Below are 25,871 nucleotides of genomic sequence, written 5' to 3'. Positions count from 1 at the left end.
GTGATACTGCGAGATAATGCGATGATCAAACAAAGGACATTAAAACGTATTGTTCAGGCGACGGGTGTCGGTTTACATACCGGCAAAAAAGTCACACTGACATTACGCCCTGCGTCGGCTAATACCGGGGTCATCTATCGTCGCACCGACTTGAATCCACCGGTAGATTTTCCGGCTGATGCAAAATACGTGCGCGACACCATGCTGAGTACCTGCCTGGTGAATGATGAAGGCGTGCGTATTTCAACGGTTGAACACCTCAATGCCGCCCTGGCGGGTCTGGGTATCGACAACATTATTGTTGAAGTCGATGCGCCGGAAATCCCGATCATGGATGGCAGCGCAGCACCGTTTATCTATCTGCTGATGGATGCGGGTATCGAGCAGCTCAACAGCGCGAAGAAATTTGTGCGTGTTAAGCAGACCGTGCGTGTGGAAGAGGGTGACAAATGGGCCGAGATCAAACCGTACAACGGTTTCTCGCTTGATTTCACCATCGACTTCAAACACCCGGCTATCGACTCCAGCTCACAGCGCTATGCGATGAACTTCTCTGCTGACGCCTTTGTTCGTCAAATCAGCCGGGCGCGTACATTTGGCTTTATGCGTGAAATCGAATATCTGCAGTCTAAAGGCCTGTGCCTGGGCGGTAGCTTAGATTGTGCGATAGGTCTGGATGATTTCCGCGTACTGAATGAAGAAGGTCTGCGTTTTGAGGACGAGTTTGTTCGTCACAAAATGCTGGACGCGATTGGCGACTTGTTTATGTGTGGTCACAACATCATTGGCGCATTCTCTGCGTTTAAATCGGGTCACGCGCTGAATAACAAGTTGCTGCAAGCGGTTCTGGCTAAGCAGGAAGCCTGGGAATGGGCAACCTTCGAAGACGAAGCTGAACTGCCAGTGGCATTCAAAGCACCGAATCTGGTTCTGGCTTAACTACCCCAGAACGTGAAACGGCTGGTTATGCTGACACCCTCTCCGGTCAGCGGCGCCAGCCGTTTTTTTATGGCTTTCTGTCATACTCCTGACGATTGCGACGTCGCTCGCAACACATTGTCTGTTCTGCTGAATTGCTGAACAATCACACGCGTTTTCTCACGCCGCCACTTTAATCCCAGGTGTGGATGCCCCACATTAATGTTACTATCTGTGGCGCTTTTACAGGCCGAAATCCGTTGCGGCTCGCGGCGGGTACACGAAAACAAGAGCGCAACAGAGCGTGCGCGATGGAAAGGTTGTGATCGGGATTCTTCAGCGCTGGCGACAATTAGGTAGACGCTATTTCTGGCCTCATCTCCTGTTAGGGATGGTAGCGGCCAGCTTTGGCCTGCCAGCCTGTGCGCAAAGCGCCGAACCCAACGCGTCCTCTGAATCGCCAGCCAGCAGCCTCTTTCTTGGCAATGCCACACGCTTTGATCATTTAATCCGGCTCCAGGAAGCGTCACGGCGCCCGAGCTTCAGCGTGGATTACTGGCATCAGCACGCCATCCGCACCGTTATTCGTCACCTCTCTTTCACGCTTGCTCCCCAGGCGCAGGCGGAACAACAGCAGTTACCGCTGGCGGCCCAAAAGCTGGCGCTTATTGACTCACTGCATAATTTACTGACATCGCATTCTGCGCTGCATACCGCACCGCAGCAGATGGCAACACCGCCTCTCTTCATGGCCGTTACTCGTTCATGGGTAGAATGGCATGCCAGTGTGCATGGCATCCGCGCCGGACCCGCCCGATTGTTCTGCTAATAGTATTGGTTTTACTCACTCTGTTTAGATTTCGCAGTCCGGAATACTCCGGCTGAATTGAGAATATATTTATTATGTTTAGCAAAATATTAACCAAGGTTTTTGGTAGCAGTAACGATCGTACGCTGCGTCGTATGCGCAAGGTGGTGGATGTCATCAATAAGATGGAGCCTGATTTTGAGAAGCTCTCTGACGATGAACTGAAAGCTAAAACCGACCTGTTCCGCGAGCGCCTGAAAAAAGGTGAATCGCTGGAGAGTCTGATCCCGGAAGCGTTCGCGACCGTGCGTGAAGCGAGTAAACGTGTGTTCGGTATGCGTCACTTTGATGTGCAGCTGATCGGCGGCATGGTGCTGAACGACCGTTGCATCGCTGAGATGCGTACCGGTGAAGGTAAAACCCTGACTGCAACGCTGCCAGCCTACCTGAATGCGCTCTCTGGCAAAGGCGTTCACGTGGTGACCGTCAACGACTATCTGGCACAGCGTGATGCGGAAAACAACCGACCACTGTTTGAGTTCCTGGGTCTGACGATTGGTATCAACATGTCGGGCCTGCCGGCTGTGGCGAAGCGTGAAGCTTATGCAGCAGACATTACCTACGGCACCAACAACGAGTATGGCTTCGACTACCTGCGCGACAACATGGCGTTCAGCCCGGAAGAGCGCGTACAGCGTAAACTGCACTATGCGCTGGTGGATGAGGTCGACTCCATCCTGATCGATGAAGCGCGTACACCGCTGATCATCTCCGGTCCGGCAGAAGACAGTTCTGATCTCTACACGAAAGTGAACAAGATCATCCCTCATCTGGTTCGCCAGGATAAAGAAGATACTGAAACCCATCAGGGTGAAGGCGACTTCTGGGTCGATGAGAAAGCGCGTCAGGCTCATATGTCTGAACGCGGTCTGGTGAAAGTGGAAGAGCTGCTGGTCAGCCAGGGCATTATGGAGGCGGGCGAGTCACTTTACTCGCCGACCAACATCATGCTGATGCACCACGTCACTGCGGCACTGCGCGCGCATGCACTCTTTACCCGCGATGTTGATTACATCGTGAAAGATGGCGAAGTGGTAATCGTTGATGAACACACCGGCCGTACCATGCAGGGTCGTCGCTGGTCAGATGGTCTGCATCAGGCGATTGAAGCGAAAGAAGGCGTAGAGATCCAGAACGAGAACCAGACGCTGGCCTCTATTACCTTCCAGAACTACTTCCGTATTTACGAAAAGCTGGCCGGTATGACCGGTACTGCTGATACCGAAGCGTTCGAATTCAGCTCTATTTACAAGCTCGACACCATTGTCGTGCCGACTAACCGTCCGATGGTGCGTAAAGATCTGGCTGACCTGGTCTACATGACAGAGAAAGAGAAGATCGATGCGATTATCGAAGATATCCGTGAGCGTACAGCCAATGGACAGCCGGTACTGGTGGGCACGATCTCGATTGAAAAATCAGAAGTGGTCTCTAATGAACTGACCCGCGCCGGTATCAAACATAACGTCCTGAACGCCAAATTCCACGCCCGCGAAGCGGACATCGTGGCGCAGGCCGGCCAGCCGGGCGCGGTCACTATCGCGACCAACATGGCCGGACGTGGTACGGACATTATGCTGGGCGGTAGCTGGCACGCTGAAGTGGCCGAACTGGAAGAGCCAACTGAAGCGCAAATCGAAGAGATTAAAGCGGCCTGGCAGATTCGTCATGACGCGGTGCTGGCGTCAGGTGGTTTGCACATCGTGGGTACCGAGCGTCACGAATCGCGTCGTATCGATAACCAGCTGCGTGGTCGTGCAGGTCGTCAGGGTGACGCCGGTTCTTCACGCTTCTACCTGTCGATGGAAGATGCGCTGATGCGTATTTTCGCCTCAGACCGCGTGTCAAATATGATGCGTAAACTGGGCATGAAGCCAGGCGAAGCGATTGAGCACCCGTGGGTGACTAAAGCGATTGCCAACGCGCAGCGTAAAGTCGAAAGCCGTAACTTCGATATCCGTAAGCAGCTGCTGGAATATGATGATGTGGCTAACGACCAGCGTCGTGCGATCTACAGTCAGCGTAATGAGCTGCTGGATGTGTCTGATGTGAGCGAAACCATCAACAGTATTCGCCACGATGTCTACAAAGCCACTATCGATACCTACATTCCGCCACAGTCGCTGGAAGAAATGTGGGACGTGCCTGGCCTGGAAGAGCGTCTGCGCACTGACTTCGATCTTAACCTGCCGATTGCAGAGTGGCTGGACAAAGAGCCCGATCTGCATGAAGAAGTGCTGCGTGAACGCATCATGACCCATGCCATGGAAAGCTACGCAGAGAAAGAAGAGATCGTGGGCGCGGAAATGATGCGCAACTTCGAAAAAGGCGTGATGCTGCAGACGCTGGACTCTCTGTGGAAAGAGCATCTGGCAGCGATGGACTATCTGCGCCAGGGTATCCATCTGCGCGGCTATGCGCAGAAAGATCCAAAGCAGGAGTACAAGCGTGAATCCTTTGCCATGTTCGCCGCAATGCTTGAATCACTGAAGTATGAAGTGATCAGTACGCTGAGCAAAGTTCAGGTGCGCATGCCAGAAGAAGTTGAAGCGATGGAGCAACAGCGTCGCGAAGAAGCTGAACGTCTGGCACAGCAACAGCAGCTGAGCCATGTGGAAGAAGATCTGCTGGCAGCTGAGCCTGTGGCTGAGCAAAGTGGAGAACGCAAAGTGGGCCGCAACGATCCCTGCCCATGTGGTTCCGGTAAAAAGTATAAGCAGTGTCATGGCCGTATCGCCTGAGGCTAAATGCTGATAAAAAAGGAGCCGCTGGCTCCTTTTTTTATGGCCTTTGCCACTACGATGACTATGCCCATGCTGAGCTAAAGCGGTTAACTTCCGTTACGGCATGCTCTAAAATCAGCCTTCATTCACCATTACTACCGGATAGTCTTCATGAAGCACCTGCAGGTTGCAGTTGGCATCATTCGCAATGCCAATAAACAGATTTTCCTTGCCCAGCGCGCATCGACCTCTTATATGGCAAATAAGTGGGAGTTTCCTGGCGGTAAGATTGAAGCGGGCGAAAGCGCCGAACAGGGACTCATAAGGGAGCTCCAGGAAGAAACCGGGATCGATGTCACCGAGGCTCGCCCGATTGGTCATGCAGATCACAGCTATGACGATCTGCGCGTAACGCTGCACTTCTTTCTGGTTGAAGGGTGGAAAGGGGAGCCGTGGGGCAAAGAGGGGCAACCGCAGCGCTGGGTTGATCAGCATGCGCTGGTCGCGGAGGAGTTTCCGCCAGCGAATCATCAGCTGATTGCGCGTCTGGTCGCCGGCGAACTCTGAGTGGATGGGGCAGCGCGCCCCATCCTGTTATCAGCGCTCTTCTTCACTCCAGTTGTCACTGTCGTTCATATCGTCGCTGCTGGGAATGCGTTTCTCTTCTGCGGCCCACTCGCCTAAATCAATAAGCTGACAGCGCTTACTGCAAAAAGGGCGCCACGGGCTGAGCTCATCCCAGATGACATCTTTGCCGCACTGCGGACAGGAAACGGTCATGACTTCTTGCTGCATGTTTACCTCTAACAACAGGCCAACTGGAAGTTAAGGCGGGCCGGAACTTCACCGCGCTCACTATCAAATGGCATAAAACGAATGGCGTAGCGGCTTTTATGTCCGGACACCTGTGGATAGAGGGCATCGTCCAGCGATAACTGCAATCGCAGCAGATCGGCACCCTCGGCATTATCCTGATAAAAACCGTTCAGACTGGTCTGCATATGGAATGCGCCGGACTGGCGGATCAGATCCAGTACCATCGCCAGCGCATGATGCAGGGGCGCGAGCGTCTGCATCCAGGCTTCGACCTGCGCATCGCGTGTTTCCTGCGGCAGATGGAGCCAGATGTGCAGGCCTGGCAAATCAAAGCTGCAGCATCCGCCGGGAATGCTGAGTCGCTGGCGCACCAGGGCAATCAGACGATCTTCACGGAGCTGTTGCCCCATACGCGGGGCATTCATCAACTGCGTTGACTGAATTTTTAGTTTATCGTGCAGAGCATCCACCAGCGTCATGTCGACACCCGGCACATCAGCCCAGGCACGTAATTTTTGCTGCTGACGCTCCAGCTCTTTCAACAGTTCAGTCCGCATATCGCCGCGCTCGAAAATGTCGAGCAACTCGCCAATCAGGCGAAAAAAGGTCAGCGCATTAACGGTTTTATCCAGTGGCGTGGTTTCATCTAACTGATTAATCAAAAATTCAACCCGCAACCAGGTTCGCATTTTTTCATTCAGTGGGTGTTCAAACAGAACGGGTGTACTCATGGTATTAATCCTGTTTCGTTGCCGCCAGCCTGAGATAGCGCTGATGGAGTTCGGCAACCTGTGGCAGGGCGTCGTCGGGCTCGCCGCTGTTATCAATAATGTCATCGGCACAGGCGAGGCGTTGCTGGCGCGTGGCCTGTGCGGCAAGAATACGTTTCGCCTGTTCGACGGAAAGATGGTCACGCTGCTGAGTCCGCGCTAACTGCGTTGCCTCATCAACATCCACCACCAGTACCCGATCAGCCTGGTGCTGTAATTGATTTTCCACCAGTAATGGCACTACCCAGAGCACATAAGGTGAGGTGGCCTGGGCGATCAGCTGTCGCGTCCGGGCGTTTATCAGCGGATGAAGCAGTGCGTTTAACCAGCTTTTCTCTTCCGGCTTCTGGAAAATAATGTCGCGAAGCTGTTTACGATCAAGCATGCCCTGCTCCGTCACTATCGACGCGCCATAGCGCCCCTTTATAGCCTGCAAAGCGGGCGTGCCGGGTTCAACAACTTCACGGGCAATCAGGTCAGCATCAATAATGTCCACGCCAGACGCGGCGAATGCCTGGGCAATCGTACTCTTTCCACTGCCGATCCCCCCTGTAAGCGCGACGATATAGGGCATGTTTCTCACCTGACTTCTTTTACGACATGGGTTCAGGGTAATGATCTGACTAAAAAAGGCAAAAAATGGGTGTCAGATCACACCGATAAATCACAACTAAATTTAACGGATTGTAGCGTAAATAAAGTGAAATTCGCAGTCTTGTCGCACAGCGAGAGGCGCGTATCATAACGCTACTGGAGCTGTGCTTACTTCGCGAACGACGATTCGTTGCCACTTACCAGGACACTATTTATGCGTATTGAAGAAGATCTGAAACTGGGCTTTAAAGATGTCTTAATCCGTCCCAAACGCTCCACGCTGCAAAGTCGCTCACAGGTTGAGCTGGAACGCAGCTTTACCTTCAGACATTCGGGCCTGAGCTGGAGCGGCGTACCCATCATCGCCGCCAATATGGATACCGTCGGCACATTTTCGATGGCCGAGGCGCTCGCCAGCTTCAATATCCTTACTGCAGTCCACAAACATTACAGCGTTGATGACTGGCGCGCGTCCATTCAGCGCGTGCCTGCGACATGCCTTAAACATGTTATGGTCTCCACCGGCACTTCAGAGTCCGATCTCAGTAAACTGGTCGCCATTATGGCGCTGTCAGACGATCTGCAGTTTATCTGCATCGACGTGGCCAACGGTTACTCACAACATTTTGTCGATTTTCTGCAACGCGCGCGTGAAACTTTCCCCTCTAAAACAATCTGTGCCGGTAATGTCGTCACGGGCGAAATGGTGGAAGAGTTGATTCTTTCCGGCGCGGATATTGTCAAAGTGGGCATTGGCCCGGGTTCGGTCTGCACAACCCGGGTAAAAACCGGTGTAGGTTATCCGCAGCTTTCTGCCGTTATCGAGTGTGCTGATGCGGCGCATGGTTTAAGCGGACAGATTGTCAGTGATGGCGGTTGTTCAGTGCCGGGGGATATCGCCAAAGCCTTTGGCGGCGGTGCTGACTTCGTGATGCTGGGTGGCATGCTGGCGGCACATGATGAGTGCGAAGGGCAGGTTGTTGAAGAGAATGGCGAAAAATCCATGCTCTTTTATGGCATGAGTTCCGAATCGGCGATGAAGCGTCACGTTGGTGGTGTTGCGCAGTACCGTGCGGCAGAAGGCAAAACGGTCAAGCTGCCCTTAAGAGGTCCGGTGGCTGAGACAGCACGCGATATCCTGGGTGGGCTGCGTTCCGCCTGCACTTACGTAGGGGCCGAGCGCCTGAAAGAGCTGACCAAACGCACGACCTTTATTCGGGTTAACGAGCAGGAGAACCGGGTATTTAACCGATAGCCATCCGGGGCGCAGCGTGCGCCCCTAATGCATCGCATCACCCAGCCCGAAGACCGGCAGATACATGGCAATCACCAGTGTGCCAACAATGCCGCCAATCACCATCATCATCATCGGTTCCAGCGAAGCCGCCAGTGTGTCAGCGCGCTCTCGCGTTTCGGCCTCATGCCATTCAGCCAGACGTGCCAGCATCAAATCCAGGGCGCCCGCCTCCTCACCGACGCGAATCAGCTGACCACATAATGGCGTGAACAACGGATGCTGCATCAGCGCCTGATGCAGAGGACTTCCCTCAGCAATATGTTGCTGCAGTCCGGCTATCGCGTCCCGCCAGAGCAATGAGGAGAGTGTTACCTTAACGGCGGATAGCCCCTGTAACAGCGTTAACCCGGCGCTCTGTGTGAGATGCAGAATGGTATAGATCTGCGTCAGTTGTGTGCCGCGCCACAATCCGGAAAGCAGCGGGATGCGCAGGAAAAATGCCTGCTCACGGCGTTGCCAGCCCTCAGAGCGTCGTCGCAGCTGATGCCATCCAGTCAGCATCAGCGAAATACCCAGGGCCAGCACGCCTCCCCATTCCTGAAGCGCGGCAGATAACTGCATTACCGCTGCGGTAAAGGCGGGCAGGGGCGCATCAAAGGCGTCATAAACCGTAACGAACTCCGGCAGCACGAACAGCAGCATGCCGCAGGTGACAGCCATCGCCACCAGCAGAATAAAAAGAGGATAGCGCAGCGCTTTACCCACCTGATGCCATAACTGCTGCTGGCGGATCTGCTGCTGAGCCAGTTCGCTGCAACAGACATCCAGCTGACCGGTGAGCTCACCTACCTCCATCAGGGACGGATAGAGTGCCGGAAAGATCTGCGGCCATTCACGCAAAGCCTGTGAAAAAGGCGCACCGCTGAGTACCCGATGATGCAGAGCTAGCATCAGGGCCCGCCAGCCAGCATGCGGCTGCCCCTCCGCCAGCAAAACCAGACTCTCTGCCAGCGGCAGGCCCGCTTTGAGCAAGGTGGCCAGCTGGCGAATGAGATCGGTTTTGTGCTGCCACTTCCAGTCCCTCGGACGCCAGACTTTTTCACGCTTCCAGCTCACCGGCAAAAGATCACGCTGCGCCAGCATCAGCAGCAGATTGTCACTGTCGATAGCCAGTAGCTGACCGCTGAGTAACTGACCCTGACTGTCGACCGCCTGCCAGCTGAATAAAGAGGCATTAGCCATCGTCCAGCCCAATCACCCGTTGCATCTCCTCCAGGGAGGTATCGCCCCGACTTACCGCCTCTAAACCGGAAACCAGCAGGGTGCGCAATCCCTGCTGTTTCGCCAGACTCAACAGATTCTCCAGCGGCATCTCGGCGGCGATCGCATTTTGCAGTCTGGCATTAATGGGCAGCAGTTCAAACAGCGCCAGCCGGCCAAAATAGCCGGAAAAGCAGTGGTCGCAGCCTGGGGCACGCCAGGTTTGCAGGGTGCCAGGCCAGAGTTCCGGAGGATAGTGTGCCACTGCCTGAGCAGGCTGACGGCAGTGAGGGCAGAGGCGTCTGACCAGACGCTGAGCAACGATCAATTTCAGTGCTGACCCAAGCAGATAACCGGGAATTCCCATCTGTCGAAGCCGGGTCAGCGTCTCGGCGGTGGAGTTAGTGTGCAGCGTGGAAAGGACCAGATGTCCGGTTTGTGCTGCTTTAACCGCAATCTCTGCCGTTTCGGCATCGCGAATTTCGCCCACCATGATGACGTCGGGATCCTGTCTCAGCAGCGCCCGCAGCACGCGGTTAAAATCGAGCCCGTTTTTAGCATGGATCTGCGTCTGATTGATGCCCGGCAGTGGGATCTCAATCGGATCCTCAACGCTGCAGAGATTTTTTTCAGGCTTATTCAGCGCACTAAGCCCGCTGTAGAGCGTGAATGTCTTGCCGCTGCCGGTGGGGCCCGTCACCAGAATCAATCCCTGCGGCTGGGCCAGCGCAGCGCAGAACAGACGTAGCTGCGCAGTGGGTAAACCGAGCTTATCCAGTGACAGCGCCGCGCTTTCACTCTGCAATAGCCTGACTACGGCTTTCTCCCCGCCGTAGATGGGCAACGTGGCCAGACGAAACGAGGCGGGTTTACCGGCGATCTCCATGCTGAACTGCCCATCCTGCGGTAACCGTCGTTCGGCGATATCCAGCCCGCCGAGAATCTTCAGTCGTGCCAGCAGCGCCGCAGGTTGAGTGGCAGGTAATGAAGAGAGCGGATGCAGTACGCCATCAATGCGCAGTCGCACGCGTAAACCCTCGCGGCAGGGTTCGATATGCACATCGGAGGCGCGGCGTTCGAGTGCCTGACGCAGGATCAGCTGTGTTGCCTCAATCGCTGACTCTGCGGGCGCCTCTTCACGCGCCACCAGCGGTGTGTCGGCATGCCGAAGCTGGTCGAGCCGGGCCTGCGGCCAGCATTCGATCTCAATCTTACACTGGCTGGCAAAATGAAGCGCTTCAGACAGTCCGGGCGGCACGCTTTCTGCGACGGCCACACGCAGCTGACTGGCATCATGGTGTAACACCAGGGCGCGATAGCGCTGACATAAAGCCGCGATCGCTTCATCAGGCTTGTTCATCGCTGGCCCCTTTATCTGCAAAGCGGAACTGATCCTGACAATTGTCGCGCAGGCTATTGTTGCTACTGGTGCAACTGCGTTGCCATCTGATGCCGCCATCCGTGCTGTCCCAGACCGGCAGCATTTCAACGCTCAGGCCATTGAGACTTTCCTGGCCAGTCAATGCAATCACACCGTTGGTCACGCTCAGTGCCGAGACATAGCGCGATCCTCTGGCTGCCGGAATGCCCGCTTCTCCTGCATGACACTGGGTTGGGCCACCACGCTCCATGGCGCAGAGCTCTACCGCAGTTTTAAACGGCACCATTGTTTGCAACATGTCGGTGAGGGCAGCGCGCTGCAGATAATTTTGATAAGCGGGCAAGCCGATGGCACTTAAGATCGCCACAATACCGACCACAATCATCAATTCAACCAGCGTAAATCCACGTTGATGATTCATCACATCGTCTCCTGATTAAGAAGGCGACAGGTTAAAAATCAGTAGCAGTAAAAGACAGTCAGAGAGGGGAAAACTGGAAAGTGTGGTGTGAACAGATTTCAGGATTGCAGCGCAGTCGAAACTGCGCCGGAAGCGGGGTCGCAAAATCGCCGGGCCGGGTTACGGTAGCGCAGGCTACTTTTGTTTGAAACGCATCGAGAGATCCAGCGCCCGCACATGCTTGGTCAGTGCGCCAACAGAGACATAGTCCACGCCGGTCAGAGCGATCTGTGGCAGGGTTGTTTCGGTAACGTTACCGGAGACTTCCAGCAGCGTCCTTCCCTGGTTGAGTTCGACAGCTTCACGCATCGCTTCCAGGGTGAAGTTATCCAGCATCACAATATCGGCTTCGGCTTCCAGCGCCTGACGCAACTCCTCCAGTGATTCCACTTCAACTTCAACCGGCACATCGGGTTGCAGCCATTGCGCTCTTTCCACTGCCTGCGCAATCGAGCCGCTGGCAATAATATGGTTCTCTTTAATCAGGTAGGCATCTGAGAGACCCAGGCGATGATTGCTGCCACCGCCACAGAGCACGGCATATTTAAGCGCGGTCCGCAATCCGGGCAGGGTTTTACGCGTGTCCAGCAGCTGTGTCTGGCTTCCCGCCAGCAGTGCGACATAGCGGCTGACTTCGGTGGCAACGCCCGAGAGTGTTTGCACAAAATTAAGCGCGGTACGCTCCGCAGTCAGCAGCAGTCGGGCAGGACCCTCGATTTCAAACAGCAGCTGGTCTGCCTCGATCTGATCACCATCTTCGACATGCCAGCTCAGTGTCGCGTGCGAGCCGAGTTGAATGAAGACTTCTTCCACCCAGCGTTTACCACAGAAAACACCCGCTTCACGGGTAATGACCTGCGCATGAGCCTGGATATCGGCAGGTAACAACTGGGCAGTAATATCCCGGTCAGCGTCGATCTCTCCACCAAGATCCTCTTTTAACGCCAGTGCAACCGCATCCGGGATGTCACTTTCAATGCGTTTGATGAGTGCCTGACGGCGGCTGTCAGGATCATAACCACGAGATGACATAGGTGTTTTACTCCAGAACGAGAAATGACAGAGGGTGACACAATAGCCTGAACCGCCATCAGGTTCCAGCAACGAATCGTATTTTGTTTAGTATCCTTAACACGCAGCGTTGTCATGTGACCCAACCGGCACACTAAGAGGCAAGAATCCTTTATTATTCATGCTATTCTCAGCCAGCTGAAACAAGGAAAATGGGTATGAAAATCGAACAGGGCTGGCTGACCGGAGCGCGTCACGTGCCGTCAACGCATTGCAATGAACGGCCAGACAATGAAGCGCCTTCACTGCTGGTGATTCACAATATCAGCCTGCCACCCGGTGAATTTGGCGGGCCGTGGATCGACAAGCTGTTCACCGGCACACTTCCGCCGGATGCTCATCCCTATTTTGCGGATATCGCCGCGCTGAAAGTCGCGGCACACTGCCTGATTCGTCGTGACGGGGAGATCGTGCAGTATGTCCCTTTTCATAAACGTGCCTGGCATGCAGGCATTTCGCAGTTTGAAGGACGTGAAAACTGCAACGACTTCTCTATAGGGATTGAGCTGGAAGGAACAGACAGTGAGCCCTATAGCGAAGCGCAATATCGGGCCCTGCAGCAGGTAACCCTGTTGCTGCTGCAGCATTACCCGTTAACGCCTTCACGTATCACGGGGCACAGTGACATCGCGCCGGTACGAAAGACCGATCCCGGATCTGCTTTTGACTGGGACTACTACAAACAGCTGTTAACGCAGCAAAAATCCTGATTTTTGCGGAGTCAGTATGACGTTGTTTACCTTGTTGTTGGTTTTAGGCTGGGAGCGCCTGTTTAAACTGGGCGAGCACTGGCAGCTCGAACACCGGCTGGAGCCGATTTTTCGGCATCGCCGACATTTCTCCATGATGCGTACTCTGCTAATGACTGTGCTGGCGATGGCGCTGACTGCGCTGGTCATCTGGGCGCTGAAAGGGCTGCTGTTTGGTATACTGCAATTACTGTTCTGGATCGTCGCCGGCTTGCTCTGCATCGGTGCCGGTTCGGTGCGTCAGCACTACCATAGCTATCTGAAAGCAGCCAGTCATGACGACGACGCGGCGCATCAGGCGATGGCGGCTGAGTTGACGCTGATTCATGGCGTGCCGGTAGAATGCAGCGAACGCGAGTTCCTGCGTGAACTGCAGAATGCACTGATCTGGATAAACTTCCGCTTCTACCTTGCGCCGATGTTCTGGCTGGTGGTGGGAGGGCCGTGGGGTCCGGTGCTGCTGGTGGGTTATGCGTTTCTGCGAGCCTGGCAAGGCTGGCTGGCAAAACATGGTACACCGATGGCGCGTTCGCAGTCTGGCGTGGATGCGATACTGCATCTTCTCGACTGGATCCCGGTGCGGCTGGCGGGGGTGGCTTACGCGCTGCTGGGCCACGGCGAAAAAGCGCTGCCTGCGTGGTTTGCTTCGCTGACTGATCGTCACCGTTCTCAGTATCAGGTGCTGACGACGCTGGCGCAGTTCTCCCTGTCACGCGATCCGCACACCGATAAAGTAGAAACGCCACGGGTTGCCGTGGCGTTAGCGAAACGCACTTCACTGGTGCTGGTGGTTGCCGTTGCGTTGCTGACGATTTACGGCACGCTGGTGTAATCGGCAGGTGGCACGCCAAAATCGGGCGTGCCATCTTCCCGCCAGCTGAAATATTTCAGTCGGGTGTGGCGGTTCGGATCCCACAACGGATCGCCCTCAATTTCAGTGTAGTTACGCGCGTGATAAACCAGCACGTCGCGTCCCGCCTCATCCTGGGTAAAACTGTTGTGGCCTGGCCCATACTGATGGTTGTCCCAGCTGGATACAAAGACCGGGCGTGCCGATTTTTGCCAGGCGGTGACATCAAGCGGATCGGCATCAGCGGCAATCGACAGTATCCCCAGACAGTAATTTTCATCGGTAGCGCTGGCGGAGTAGGTCACGAACAGCCGATCGCTGTGACGAATCACCGCCGGACCTTCGTTCACGCTAAACCCTGCGCACTCCCACTCATATTCTGGCCGACTCAGCATCACCGGTGTACCTTTCAGCGTCCAGGGATTCAGCAGCTCAGCCAGGTAGAGATTAGAGTTGCCGGGAATCACGGGATCTTTTTGCGCCCAGAGATACCAGTTTTTGCCCTGATGTACGAAGTGCGTGGCATCCAGAGAGAAGCTGTCGAGCTGGCTGAAAACCCGGCGGCAGGGCTGCCATTCGCCCTGCAATGGATCTGCCGCCTCACACACCAGCGCATACATCCGGTGCTGAAACAGTCCCTCTTTGATCTCCCGCGTCGGCGCTGCTGCGAAATAGATAACCCACTGGCCGTCAATGTAGTGCAATTCGGGTGCCCAGATTAACTCGCTACAGGGGCCGCTATCAGGCTTGCGCCAGACCACGACCGGCTCGGCGCTGCGCAGGCCAGCCAGCGTTGTGGCGCGTCGGATCTCCAGCCGGTCATACTCCGGTACTGATGCCACAAAGTAGTAGTGCTGTTCATGGCGAAGGATAAAGGGGTCGGCGCGCTGCTCAATAAAAGGATTCGGCAGGATTGCAGTCATTTAACATCTCCGGTTGGCGTAGCAGCACCGTCGCGCAGGCGAACAGCGTGTAACTCGTGGAAGTTTTCGCGGCGCAGCGCGAGATCCTGCTGGATGGTAATCATCATTTTGCGGTCGACCTTCATCAGCCGCACCACGCCGGCGGTAATCAGATAGCCGACGCCTGGAATGATGGTGAAGAGCAGCATGATGCCGTTAATCGCTTCAGGGGACTGCTGTTTAGCACCCGCATTGTAGCCATAGATCGACAGCAGAAAGCCGACCATTGCACCGGCCACTGCCAGTCCCACCTTGAGGAAGAACAGGTTGCCGGAGAAGCTGATGCCGGTGATGCGCTTGCCGGTTTTCCACTCGCCGTAGTCATCCACATCCGCCATCAGCGACCAGTGCAGCGGAGAAGGGATCTGATGCAGGATATTCAGCACAAAGTAAGCCACTACGACCATCACCGTGGCGTGAGGATCGATCCAGTAAAAGCCGCAGGAGAAGAGCGCCAATGCGATATTAGTCCAGAAGAAGACTTTGAGTTTGCACCAGCGATCGGTGAGCAGTTTCGCCAGCGTGCTGCCGAACATCATGCCAATCACGCCCAGGCTGATAAACAGCGTGGCGAAGTGCGTGGACTGACCCATGACCCAGGTGACGTAATACATGGTGGCTGCCATGCGGATGAAGCCAGGACAGACGTTACAGAAGGTCAGCAGCAGAATGCGCACCCACTGGTCATTCTTCCAGACGTCACGCAGATCTTTTTTCAGGTCATCATTGCTCGGTACAGCAGGGCGGATACGTTCACGAACTGTGGCAAAGCAGAACAGAAACATCGCCAGACCAATCGTGGCCAGCACCGCCATCGCCATCTGGTAGCCGCGCGCTTTATCTTCCCCACCAAACCACTCCGCCATCGGCAGCAGCGACAGAGAAAGTATCAGCGTGGCGATACCGACCATGACAAAACGGTAGGACTGGCAGGAGACGCGTTCACCAGGGTCGTTGGTAATCACGCCACCCAGCGAGCAATAAGGAATATTAATCGCGGTATACGTCAGTGACATCAGGAAGTAGGTGACGAACGCCCAGATGACCTTGTTGTGATAGGTCCAGTCTGGTGTGGTGAACATCAGAACGCTGAAGACCACATAGGGAACGGAAACCCACAGCAGCCAGGGACGAAAACGGCCCCAGCGACTCTGGGTGCGATCGGCGATGGCGCCCATAATCGGATCGGTAACCGCATCCAGCACCCTGACCGAAAGCAGCAGGGTTCCCACCAGCGCCGGAGCAAGGCCGAAAACATCGGTATAGAAGTAGTTCAGGAACAGCATGATGGCACCGCCAATCATGTTGCATCCGGCATCACCCATGCCATATCCCAGTTTTTCCCGAAACGGGAGAGCTGTACCTTTCATGGTTTATTCCTGCGCATCCAGTGTGAACAGGAAGTATTGTCAGGAAATCAGTGAGATGAACGGGAGAAATTCGTCATGAAGATGGACAAAACAGGTGCGGGAAGAGAAGTGTGAGCTGGATCGGGCATCAGAGGTACGTGCTGCAACCTCCCTGAGAGGTCGCAGCACGTAGTAGAGCATCAGGCTTTCTGCGTCTGGTTTTTAATAAAGTAACCAATACCCAGAATGACCAGCCAGACCGGGATCAGCCAGACGGAGATCGCCATGCCCGGCGTGGTCGCCATCAGTACCAGAATCCCTGCCAGGAAGATCAGGCAAATCCAGTTACCTGCCGGATAGAGCAGCGCTTTAAAGCGGGTTGTGACGCCCTGCTGATCTTTCTTACGACGGAACTTGAGGTGCGCCAGGCTGATCATCGCCCAGTTGATGACCAGTGCAGAGACCACCAGCGACATCAGCAGGCCAAACGCTTCGCCCGGCATCAGGTAGTTGATCAGCACACACAGCGCAGTAGCCACAGCAGAGACCAGAATCGTTAACACCGGTACACCGCGACGATCGACTTTCAGCAGTGCTTTCGGCGCATTGCCCTGCTGTGCCAGACCAAACAGCATGCGGCTGTTACAGTAAACGCAGCTGTTATAGACCGACAGGGCAGCCGTCAGGATCACCACGTTAAGCGCATTCGCCACCATGGCATCGCCCAGTTCGTGGAAGATAAAGACGAACGGGCTGACTTCTGAGGTGACGCGGGTCCACGGCATCAGTGACAGCAGGACCGCCAGCGAACCAATGTAGAAAATCAGGATACGCCACAGCACCTGGTTGGTCGCTTTTGGAATGCTCACTTCCGGGTTATCCGCTTCAGCTGCGGTGATACCCACCAGCTCCAGACCCCCGAATGAGAACATGATAATCGCCATGACGGTGACCAGGCCGCCAATGCCATGCGGGAAGAAGCCGCCCTGTTCCCACAGGTTGCGTACTGTCGCCTGCGGACCGGCATGACCACTGAACAGCAGCCAGCCGCCGAACAGGATCATGCCAATGACCGCAACCACTTTAATGATGGCGAACCAGAACTCCATCTCACCAAACACTTTCACGTTGGTCAGGTTGATAGCATTGATCATCACGAAGAAGAGGGCAGCCGACGCCCAGGTCGGAAAGTCAGGCCACCAGAACTGGACATATTTGCCGACGGCAGTGAGTTCTGCCATGGCAACCAGCACATAGAGCACCCAGTAGTTCCAGCCCGAAGCAAAACCCGCAAAGTTGCCCCAGTATTTATAGGCAAAGTGGCTGAAGCTGCCGGCAACCGGCTCTTCCACGACCATCTCACCTAACTGGCGCATGATTAAAAAGGCAATAAACCCGGCAATCGCATAGCCCAGAATAACGGCCGGTCCGGCGGATTCAATGACCGATGCACTGCCCAGAAACAGGCCGGTTCCCACTGCACCACCCAGCGCGATGAGCTGAATATGGCGGTTCTTAAGACCACGTTTCAGCGCTTCGCCTTGCTGCTGTTCCATACAAACCTCGTGATGTTTTTATTCTTCGTTCGCAGCGCAATCCGCTGTAATGAAGGAGTTACAATAACGTATTGATTATTTTACGGTATCTGGCGTGCTGAATGCGGCCATTTGCTACCCTGGCGACAAGAATAGTGATAAGCGATTCGCTTTGCACCTGCTTTCGCCTTTCGTGCTGAGACTTGACTGAAAAAACGCCGTCCTGGTCACGTCTGCCTGTCGAAACTTCTGCCATGAAATTCGGGTAATGACGAATAGCTTTCACTTATGGCTGCCGCACTCATCAGGCGCTAAGCAGGTGTAAGGTTTGGTAAAAGTGCAATTGTTTAACATTTGCCGTAGCGGATTTTTTCATTTTTTTAACCGCGAGTTAGCGCCAGGACAGGCTTTAAGGCGAGGTGAATGTCGCAGACACCATATAGACACAAGGTGAATACTTTGTTACTTTACCGGCACCTCATTGCAATTGGTATTACCAATTTACTCCGGACGCCTGGCTTAATAAGAAGGGATGATGGCTTACAGTAAGATTCGCCAACCTAAGCTCTCCGATGCTATCGAGCAACAGCTCGAATCCCTGATTATGGAAGGCACGTTGCGTCCGGGAGAGAAGCTGTTGCCTGAGCGCGAACTCGCCAAACAATTCGATGTCTCACGTCCGTCTCTCCGCGAAGCGATCCAGCGCTTAGAAGCGAAAGGATTATTGCTGCGCCGACAGGGTGGCGGAACGTTCGTGCAGGAGAATCTCTGGCAAAGCTTAAGCGATCCACTCGTTGAGCTGCTCGCCGGCCATCCGGAATCCCAGTTTGATCTGCTGGAAACGCGCCATGCCTTAGAGGGCATTGCCGCCTATTACGCGGCACTGCGCGGCACAGAGGAAGACCTGCGGCGCATTCGCGACTGCCATCTGAATATCCAGCAGGCGCAGGACAGCGGCGATTTAGACGCCGAAGCGGACGCAGTGATGCAGTATCAGATCGCTGTCACAGAAGCAGCCCATAATGTTGTGCTTTTACATTTGCTACGCTCAATGGGCCCTATGCTGGAACAAAACGTTCGTCAGAATTTCGAATTGCTCTACTCGCGCCGGGAAATGCTGGCAAAAGTGAGCGGTCACCGCGCCAGAATCTTTGAGGCGATTGTGGCCCGTGAGCCAGAAAAAGCGCGCGAGGCTTCACACCGTCACCTGGCGTTCATAGAGGAAATCTTGCTGGACAGAAGTCGGGAGCAGAGCCGTCGAGAACGCTCCCTGCGTCGTTTACAGCAACGTAAGGAATGACGTGCGACAAAGATCGTACTGATATCAGACGAGCCTGCCTGCATCTGCTTTAACAGGCTCCCGATTATTCAACGTATTAGACACAGATAAGGAACACACCCATGTCAGAACGTTTACACAATGACGTGGATCCGATTGAAACTCGTGACTGGCTACAGGCGATCGAATCGGTCATCCGTGAAGAAGGTGTTGAACGTGCACAGTATCTGATTGATCAGGTACTGGGTGCAGCCCGCAAAGGCGGCGTAAACGTGGCTGCAGGATCTTCTGCAATCAGCAACTACATCAACTCTATTGCCGTTGAAGATGAACCCGATTATCCGGGCAACACCTCTCTTGAACGTCGTATCCGTTCCGCAATCCGCTGGAACGCCATCATGTCGGTGCTGCGCGCATCGAAGAAAGATCTGGAACTGGGTGGCCACATGTCCTCCTTCCAGTCTTCTGCGACAATTTATGAAGTGTGCTTTAACCACTTCTTCCGCGCGCGCAGTGAGAAGGATGGCGGCGATCTGGTCTATTTCCAGGGCCACATCTCTCCGGGTATCTATGCGCGTGCGTTCCTTGAAGGCCGCCTGACCGAAGAGCAGATGAACAACTTCCGTCAGGAAGTTGACGGTAAAGGCCTCTCTTCTTATCCGCATCCGAAATTGATGCCGGAATTCTGGCAGTTCCCGACCGTATCAATGGGCCTGGGTCCATTGTCAGCGATCTATCAGGCGAAGTTCCTGAAATATCTGGAACACCGTGGCCTGAAAGATACCTCTGCGCAGACCGTTTACGCCTTCCTGGGTGACGGCGAGATGGATGAGCCAGAATCTAAAGGTGCGATCACCATCGCCACCCGTGAAAAACTGGATAACCTGGTCTTCATCATCAACTGCAACCTGCAGCGTCTGGATGGCCCGGTAACCGGTAATGGCAAAATCATCAACGAGCTGGAAGGCATCTTTGCCGGTGCTGGCTGGGAAGTGATCAAGGTCATCTGGGGCGGTCGCTGGGATGAGCTGCTGCGCAAAGATACCAGCGGCAAGCTGATTCAGCTGATGAACGAAACGGTCGACGGTGACTACCAGACCTTTAAATCCCGCGATGGTGCCTATGTGCGTGAGCACTTCTTTGGCAAATATCCGGAAACCGCCGCGCTGGTTAAAGATATGTCCGATGATGAAATCTGGGCATTGAACCGTGGCGGCCACGATCCGAAGAAAATCTACGCGGCACTGAAAAAAGCGCAGGACACCAAAGGCAAGCCAGTATTGATCCTGGCGCATACCATCAAAGGTTATGGTATGGGCGACACCGCGGAAGGCAAAAATATTGCTCACCAGGTGAAGAAGATGAACATGGATGGCGTGCGCTATATCCGTGATCGCTTCAACGTGCCGGTTGCTGATGACAAAATCGAATCACTGCCGTACGTGACCTTCGAAAAAGGCTCAGAAGAACATGCTTATCTGCATGGTCAGCGCGAGAAGTTAGGCGGCTACCTGCCAACGCGTCAGCCGAAGTTCACTGAAAAGCTGGAAATGCCAGCACTCGAAGAGTTCAGTGCGCTGCTGGAAGAGCAGAACAAAGAGATCTCGACCACCATCGCCTTTGTGCGTGCCCTGAATGTGATGCTGAAGAACAAGTCGATCAAAGATCGTCTGGTTCCAATCCTCGCCGATGAAGCACGTACCTTTGGTATGGAAGGTCTGTTCCGTCAGATCGGTATCTACAGCCCGAACGGTCAGCAGTACACCCCGCAGGACCGCGAGCAGGTTGCATACTATAAAGAAGACGAGAAAGGCCAGATTCTGCAGGAAGGGATCAACGAGCTGGGCGCAGGTTCTTCCTGGCTGGCTGCGGCGACCTCTTACAGCACCAACAACCTGCCGATGATCCCGTTCTACATCTATTACTCGATGTTCGGCTTCCAGCGTATCGGCGATCTGATGTGGCTGGCGGGCGACCAACAGGCGCGCGGCTTCCTGGTCGGCGGCACCTCGGGTCGTACTACCCTGAACGGCGAAGGTCTGCAGCATGAAGATGGTCACAGCCACATTCAGTCTCTGACTATCCCGAACTGTATCTCTTACGATCCTTCATACGCTTATGAAGTGGCTGTCATCATGCATGACGGTCTGGTGCGTATGTATGGCGAAGCGCAGGAGAACGTGTACTACTACATCACCACGCTGAACGAAAACTACCATATGCCAGCCATGCCGAAGGGCGCGGAAGAGGGTATCCGTAAGGGTATCTACAAGCTGGAAACGGTAGAGGGCAGCAAAGGTAAAGTACAGCTGCTGGGCTCAGGTTCTATCCTGCGTCACGTTCGTGAAGCCGCCCAGATTCTGGCGAAAGATTACGGTATCGGCTCTGATGTCTACAGCGTCACCTCGTTCACCGAACTGGCTCGTGATGGCCAGGATTGTGAGCGCTGGAACATGCTGCATCCGACTGAAGAAGCGCGCGTACCTTACATCGCTCAGGTGATGAATGACGCACCTGCTGTTGCTTCAACCGACTACATGAAACTGTTCGCTGAGCAGGTTCGTAGCTATGTCCCAGCCAGCGATTATCGCGTACTGGGTACCGATGGCTTTGGTCGCTCTGACAGCCGTGAGAATCTGCGTCATCACTTTGAAGTTGATGCATCTTATGTGGTGGTTGCCGCGCTGGGTGAGCTGGCTAAACGCGGCGAGATCGAGAAGAAAGTGGTGGCTGACGCTATCACCAAATTCAATATCGATGCCGATAAAGTTAACCCGCGTCTGGCTTAAGAGGTAATAGAGTAATGGCTATCGAAATTAAGGTACCGGATATCGGGTCTGACGAAGTTGAAGTCACCGAGATTCTGGTGAAAGTTGGCGACAAGGTGGAAGCCGAGCAGTCGCTGATCACCGTGGAAGGCGACAAAGCCTCAATGGAAGTGCCGTCGCCACAGGCTGGCGTAGTCAAAGAGATTAAAATCTCTACCGGTGACAAAGTTGAGACCGGTTCGCTGATCATGGTGTTTGATGCTGAAGGCGCTGCGGAAGCAGCCCCTGCCGCCGCCGAAGAGAAGAAAGCGGACGCGGCGCCTGCGCCAGCCGCTGCTGCGGCCACTGCCAGCAAAGAAGTGGCTGTGCCGGATATCGGCGGTGATGAAGTTGAAGTCACTGAGATTCTGGTTAAGGTTGGCGACAAAGTCGAAGCCGAGCAGTCACTGATTGTTGTCGAAGGTGACAAAGCGTCAATGGAAGTTCCGGCTCCGTTCGCGGGTGTGGTCAAAGCGATCACCATTGCGACCGGCGACAAAGTCAGCACCGGTTCAGCCATCATGGTCTTTGAAGCAGAAGGTGCAGCACCGGCCTCTGATGCGAAGCCAGAAGTGAAAGAAGAAGCGGCATCGGCACCTGCCGCGGCTGCGGGCGCAAAAGACGTTAACGTTCCGGATATCGGGGGAGACGAAGTTGAAGTCACCGAGATCCTCGTTAAGGTTGGCGATAAGGTGGAAGCTGAGCAGTCACTGATCGTGGTTGAAGGCGACAAAGCCTCTATGGAAGTGCCGGCACCGTTTGCGGGTATCGTCAAAGAGCTGAAAGTCGCGACGGGCGATAAAGTCAGCACCGGCTCACTGATCATGGTGTTCGAAGTCGAAGGTGCTGCTCCGGCTGCCCCTGCGGCTGCGAAACAGGAAGCCGCACCGGCGCCTGCTGCCAAATCTGAAGCGAAAGCCGCAGCAGCACCTGCCGCCGCTAAAGCAGAAAGCAAAGGTGAGTTCGCAGAGAACGACGCTTACGTTCACGCTACCCCGGTGATTCGTCGCCTGGCGCGCGAGTTCGGTGTTAACCTGGCGAAAGTCAAAGGCACCGGCCGTAAAGGTCGCATTCTGAAAGAAGACGTGCAGACTTACGTGAAAGAGGCCGTGAAACGCGCTGAAGCAGCACCTGCTGCGGCCAGCGGCGGCGGTCTGCCTGGCATGCTGCCATGGCCGAAAGTTGATTTCAGTAAGTTTGGCGAAATCGAAGAAGTCGAACTGGGCCGTATCCAGAAAATTTCTGGCGCGAACCTGAGCCGTAACTGGGTGATGATCCCGCACGTTACGCATTTCGACAAAACTGATATCACCGACCTGGAAGCTTTCCGTAAGCAGCAGAATGCTGAAGCAGAGAAGCGTAAGCTGGATGTGAAATACACCCCAGTGGTGTTCATCATGAAAGCGGTCGCTGCGGCGCTTGAGCAGATGCCACGCTTCAACAGTTCGCTGTCTGAAGATGCGCAGAAACTGACGCTGAAGAAATATATCAATATCGGTGTGGCGGTTGATACGCCAAATGGCCTGGTTGTTCCGGTCTTTAAAGACGTGAATAAGAAAGGCATCACCGAGCTGTCCCGTGAACTGATGGCGATTTCGAAGAAAGCGCGTGACGGTAAGCTGACAGCGGGCGACATGCAGGGCGGATGCTTCACCATCTCCAGCCTGGGCGGCCTGGGCACTACCCACTTCGCGCCGATCGTTAACGCGCCGGAAGTGGCTATCCTGGGTGTCTCTAAATCGGCGATGGAACCGGTGTGGAACGGTAAAGAGTTTACTCCGCGTCTGATGATGCCGATTTCTCTCTCCTTCGACCACCGCGTGATCGACGGTGCTGATGGTGCGCGATTCATCACCATTATCGGCAATATGCTGTCTGATATTCGTCGTTTAGTTATGTAAATGTTAAGAAGGCCGGCGAATGCCGGCCTTCCTTTAACGATTCGTCGCGCCGCTGTTGGCAGTTTGTTAACAATTCTGTAAACTCTTGCGGTGAAAGTCCCGGTGGAACAAGGGCATTATAAGAACGTCTGACCCGCCGGATATCAATTAAGAGGTCATGATGAGTACAGAGATGAAAACCCAGGTCGTGGTACTTGGGGCAGGTCCTGCAGGTTACTCTGCAGCCTTCCGTTGTGCGGATTTAGGTCTGGAAACCGTACTGGTAGAGCGTTACAGCACCCTCGGTGGTGTTTGTCTGAACGTCGGTTGTATCCCATCTAAAGCGCTGCTGCACGTTGCTAAAGTGATTGAAGAGGCGAAAGCCCTTGAAGAGCATGGCATTGTGTTTGGCCAGCCATCTACTGATATCAACAAGATTCGCAGCTGGAAAGAGAAGGTTATCAACCAGTTGACTGGCGGCCTGTCAGGTATGGCAAAAGGTCGTAAAGTCACCGTGGTTAATGGCCTGGGCAAATTCACCGGTGCTAACACCCTGGTGGTTGAAGGAGAAGGCGGCGCGACCACCATCAACTTCGATAATGCCATCATCGCTGCGGGTTCACGCCCAATCGAACTGCCATTCATTCCACATGAAGATCCACGCGTCTGGGACTCTACCGATGCGCTGGAACTGAAAGAAGTGCCGAAGCGTCTGCTGGTTATGGGCGGCGGCATCATCGGTCTGGAAATGGCGACGGTTTATCATGCGCTGGGTTCAGAGATCGATGTGGTTGAGATGTTCGACCAGGTTATCCCGGCTGCGGATAAAGACGTGGTGAAAGTCTTTACCAGGAAAATCAGCAAGAAATTTAACCTGATGCTGGAAACCAAAGTGACCGCCGTTGAAGCGAAAGACGATGGCATTTACGTTTCAATGGAAGGCAAAAAAGCACCAGGTGAAGCGCAGCGTTATGACGCGGTGCTGGTAGCTATCGGTCGTGTGCCGAACGGTAAAGGTCTGGATGCTGGTAAAGCGGGCGTGGAAGTGGACGATCGCGGTTTCATCCGCGTCGACAAGCAGATGCGTACCAACGTGCCACACATCTATGCTATCGGCGACATCGTCGGTCAGCCAATGCTGGCGCATAAAGGTGTGCATGAAGGCCACGTTGCCGCCGAAGTGATCTCCGGTCTGAAGCACTACTTCGATCCGAAAGTGATCCCTTCAATTGCCTATACTGAGCCAGAAGTTGCCTGGGTCGGTCTGACCGAGAAAGAAGCGAAAGAGAAAGGCATCAGCTACGAGACCTCCACCTTCCCGTGGGCTGCTTCAGGCCGTGCTATCGCTTCTGATTGTGCAGACGGTATGACCAAACTGATTTTCGACAAAGAGACGCACCGTATTATTGGTGGCGCGATTGTCGGCACTAACGGCGGTGAGCTGTTAGGCGAAATCGGTCTGGCGATTGAGATGGGTTGTGATGCGGAAGATATCGCGCTGACCATCCATGCTCACCCGACCCTGCATGAGTCAGTGGGTCTGGCTGCAGAGATCTTCGAAGGTAGCATCACCGATCTGCCTAACGCGAAAGCGAAGAAGAAATAAGTTTCTGCCGCAGCTATTGAGAAAGCTCCCGTAATGGGGGCTTTTTTTTGGCCTGGATTCTGGTGGTGGGATTAGGTGTGATGTTGGGTAAAATCAGAGCGTTAAATTTGGTGGAATTTTTGAGTGCGAATAAGTATTTAGTAATCAGGCAAATAAATTTAGAGTGCTCCACGCGTTAGCAGGGGATAAACCGCCTGTAAATCATGGTTATCCCACGTGACACGTTTTATTGCAGCGGCAGATCTGCTGAATGAACGTGTACTGTCAATTTATGCGTCTCAGGGCCTGCCAATTCTAAGAATACTGACCGAAGGAGGCATAGAGTACTGTGGCAAAGTGGAGCAGCATGATTATCAACTTTGTCTGGCAATAAATGATATAGACCATACGAAGACCAAAGCGATGTCACCATAGACGAACGGCAACTGCGATGCGGTTCCACATCACGATATTGCAGGAATTATATCAGGTGACGTTCCACAAAAAGCTGTATGGTGAACCCGACACATTAAAATCTGATCTTAATGACTGGCTGGCTCACTTAATAATTAGCGAACTCATCAGGGGAAAATGTGCCCTGGCCGGACGCTTATGGAAATATTACTTGATGGAAAACGCCTCTGGGCTGAGAAGAATTCAATCCAAATATACTCTGATAGATACCTGTATAAATAACGGGTAACTTTCAGATGAGGCCTGAGCTGATAAAACTTAGTATAGCCCCATGAGGGGCTTACTGATTTGGCCGTTCAGGTA

The 25,871-nt window shown here is 54.2% G+C and carries 21 protein-coding genes and 1 pseudogene; 12 read left to right on the top strand and 10 right to left on the bottom strand.

What is annotated here, in order from left to right:
- Positions 1–21 precede the first annotated feature (21 nt).
- The 4 genes from lpxC to mutT all read left to right on the top strand — a co-directional run bounded on the left by lpxC (position 22) and on the right by mutT (position 5,076).
- Entirely contained in the window at positions 22–939 is a 918-nt protein-coding gene (lpxC, locus tag KTJ90_RS15915) for a UDP-3-O-acyl-N-acetylglucosamine deacetylase (protein WP_008925578.1), read from the top strand.
- 301 nt (positions 940–1,240) lie between these two features.
- Positions 1,241–1,747, top strand: coding sequence for a secA translation cis-regulator SecM (gene secM, locus KTJ90_RS15910; RefSeq protein WP_003854732.1), 507 nt, complete (start codon positions 1,241–1,243; stop codon positions 1,745–1,747).
- A gap of 74 nt (positions 1,748–1,821) precedes the next feature.
- Complete coding sequence (gene secA / locus KTJ90_RS15905) at positions 1,822–4,527, top strand: preprotein translocase subunit SecA (RefSeq protein WP_003854731.1); 2,706 nt, start codon at positions 1,822–1,824, stop codon at positions 4,525–4,527.
- 153 nt (positions 4,528–4,680) lie between these two features.
- A complete protein-coding gene (gene mutT, locus KTJ90_RS15900) occupies positions 4,681–5,076 on the top strand; it encodes an 8-oxo-dGTP diphosphatase MutT (RefSeq protein ID WP_003854730.1) in 396 nt (131 codons plus the stop codon).
- Between the two features lie 30 nt (positions 5,077–5,106).
- On the opposite strand, the gene yacG is transcribed toward mutT, so the two are convergent.
- The 3 genes from yacG to coaE are packed head-to-tail and all read right to left on the bottom strand — an operon-like array spanning position 5,107 to position 6,669.
- Positions 5,107–5,304: a DNA gyrase inhibitor YacG gene (yacG, locus tag KTJ90_RS15895; protein ID WP_003854728.1), complete on the bottom strand. Its 198-nt coding sequence runs from the start codon at positions 5,302–5,304 to the stop codon at positions 5,107–5,109.
- An 8-nt stretch (positions 5,305–5,312) separates the two neighbouring features.
- Complete coding sequence (zapD, locus tag KTJ90_RS15890) at positions 5,313–6,056, bottom strand: cell division protein ZapD (RefSeq protein WP_078804747.1); 744 nt, start codon at positions 6,054–6,056, stop codon at positions 5,313–5,315.
- Between the two features lie 4 nt (positions 6,057–6,060).
- Entirely contained in the window at positions 6,061–6,669 is a 609-nt protein-coding gene (gene coaE / locus KTJ90_RS15885) for a dephospho-CoA kinase (RefSeq protein WP_110411653.1), read from the bottom strand.
- 234 nt (positions 6,670–6,903) lie between these two features.
- Here coaE and KTJ90_RS15880 point away from each other — a divergent pair, with 234 nt between their 5' ends.
- A complete protein-coding gene (locus KTJ90_RS15880) occupies positions 6,904–7,944 on the top strand; it encodes a guanosine monophosphate reductase (protein ID WP_499025388.1) in 1,041 nt (346 codons plus the stop codon).
- Positions 7,945–7,968: 24 nt separating this feature from the next.
- On the opposite strand, the gene hofC is transcribed toward KTJ90_RS15880, so the two are convergent.
- From hofC to nadC, 4 genes are all read right to left on the bottom strand, one after another.
- Entirely contained in the window at positions 7,969–9,168 is a 1,200-nt protein-coding gene (gene hofC / locus KTJ90_RS15875) for a protein transport protein HofC (RefSeq protein WP_442843880.1), read from the bottom strand.
- Positions 9,161–10,546, bottom strand: a complete 1,386-nt coding sequence (gspE, locus tag KTJ90_RS15870) for a type II secretion system protein GspE (protein ID WP_003854720.1) — start codon at positions 10,544–10,546, stop codon at positions 9,161–9,163. The genes hofC and gspE overlap by 8 nt, the downstream gene beginning before the upstream one ends.
- Entirely contained in the window at positions 10,533–10,988 is a 456-nt protein-coding gene (gene ppdD / locus KTJ90_RS15865; RefSeq protein ID WP_003854719.1) for a prepilin peptidase-dependent pilin, read from the bottom strand. The genes gspE and ppdD overlap by 14 nt, the downstream gene beginning before the upstream one ends.
- A gap of 174 nt (positions 10,989–11,162) precedes the next feature.
- Entirely contained in the window at positions 11,163–12,059 is an 897-nt protein-coding gene (gene nadC, locus KTJ90_RS15860; protein WP_003854718.1) for a carboxylating nicotinate-nucleotide diphosphorylase, read from the bottom strand.
- 197 nt (positions 12,060–12,256) lie between these two features.
- Between nadC and ampD the strand changes: the two genes are divergently transcribed.
- Together ampD and ampE are read left to right on the top strand one after the other, a co-directional pair.
- Entirely contained in the window at positions 12,257–12,808 is a 552-nt protein-coding gene (ampD, locus tag KTJ90_RS15855; protein WP_499025384.1) for an N-acetylmuramoyl-L-alanine amidase, read from the top strand.
- A gap of 16 nt (positions 12,809–12,824) precedes the next feature.
- Entirely contained in the window at positions 12,825–13,679 is an 855-nt protein-coding gene (gene ampE, locus KTJ90_RS15850; protein WP_003854716.1) for a beta-lactamase regulator AmpE, read from the top strand.
- On the opposite strand, the gene KTJ90_RS15845 is transcribed toward ampE, so the two are convergent.
- The 3 genes from KTJ90_RS15845 to aroP form a co-directional block, all read right to left on the bottom strand.
- Positions 13,661–14,620 carry a glycoside hydrolase family 43 protein gene (locus KTJ90_RS15845; RefSeq protein WP_003854715.1) on the bottom strand — a complete coding sequence of 320 codons (960 nt, stop codon included), beginning with the start codon at positions 14,618–14,620 and terminating at the stop codon, positions 13,661–13,663. The genes ampE and KTJ90_RS15845 overlap by 19 nt on opposite strands.
- On the bottom strand, positions 14,617–16,029 hold the full coding sequence (locus tag KTJ90_RS15840) for a glycoside-pentoside-hexuronide (GPH):cation symporter (RefSeq protein ID WP_003854714.1): 1,413 nt from the start codon (positions 16,027–16,029) through the stop codon (positions 14,617–14,619). The genes KTJ90_RS15845 and KTJ90_RS15840 overlap by 4 nt, the downstream gene beginning before the upstream one ends.
- Positions 16,030–16,208: 179 nt before the next feature.
- Positions 16,209–17,564, bottom strand: coding sequence for an aromatic amino acid transporter AroP (gene aroP, locus KTJ90_RS15835; RefSeq protein ID WP_003854713.1), 1,356 nt, complete (start codon positions 17,562–17,564; stop codon positions 16,209–16,211).
- A 514-nt stretch (positions 17,565–18,078) separates the two neighbouring features.
- Here aroP and pdhR point away from each other — a divergent pair.
- From pdhR to KTJ90_RS15810, 5 genes and pseudogenes are all read left to right on the top strand, one after another.
- Positions 18,079–18,843, top strand: coding sequence for a pyruvate dehydrogenase complex transcriptional repressor PdhR (gene pdhR, locus KTJ90_RS15830; RefSeq protein WP_008925589.1), 765 nt, complete (start codon positions 18,079–18,081; stop codon positions 18,841–18,843).
- A gap of 101 nt (positions 18,844–18,944) precedes the next feature.
- On the top strand, positions 18,945–21,611 hold the full coding sequence (gene aceE, locus KTJ90_RS15825; RefSeq protein WP_003854711.1) for a pyruvate dehydrogenase (acetyl-transferring), homodimeric type: 2,667 nt from the start codon (positions 18,945–18,947) through the stop codon (positions 21,609–21,611).
- Between the two features lie 14 nt (positions 21,612–21,625).
- Positions 21,626–23,530, top strand: coding sequence for a pyruvate dehydrogenase complex dihydrolipoyllysine-residue acetyltransferase (gene aceF, locus KTJ90_RS15820; RefSeq protein WP_110411649.1), 1,905 nt, complete (start codon positions 21,626–21,628; stop codon positions 23,528–23,530).
- 160 nt (positions 23,531–23,690) lie between these two features.
- Complete coding sequence (lpdA, locus tag KTJ90_RS15815) at positions 23,691–25,115, top strand: dihydrolipoyl dehydrogenase (protein WP_033763238.1); 1,425 nt, start codon at positions 23,691–23,693, stop codon at positions 25,113–25,115.
- A 228-nt stretch (positions 25,116–25,343) separates the two neighbouring features.
- A pseudogene (locus KTJ90_RS15810) lies at positions 25,344–25,790 on the top strand (transposase family protein); the annotation flags it as partial.
- Positions 25,791–25,871: the final 81 nt, after the last annotated feature.

This window comes from Pantoea jilinensis, from assembly GCF_019104105.1.
Taxonomy (GTDB): domain Bacteria; phylum Pseudomonadota; class Gammaproteobacteria; order Enterobacterales; family Enterobacteriaceae; genus Pantoea; species Pantoea eucalypti.
This window is presented reverse-complemented; position numbering and strand designations above follow the sequence as displayed.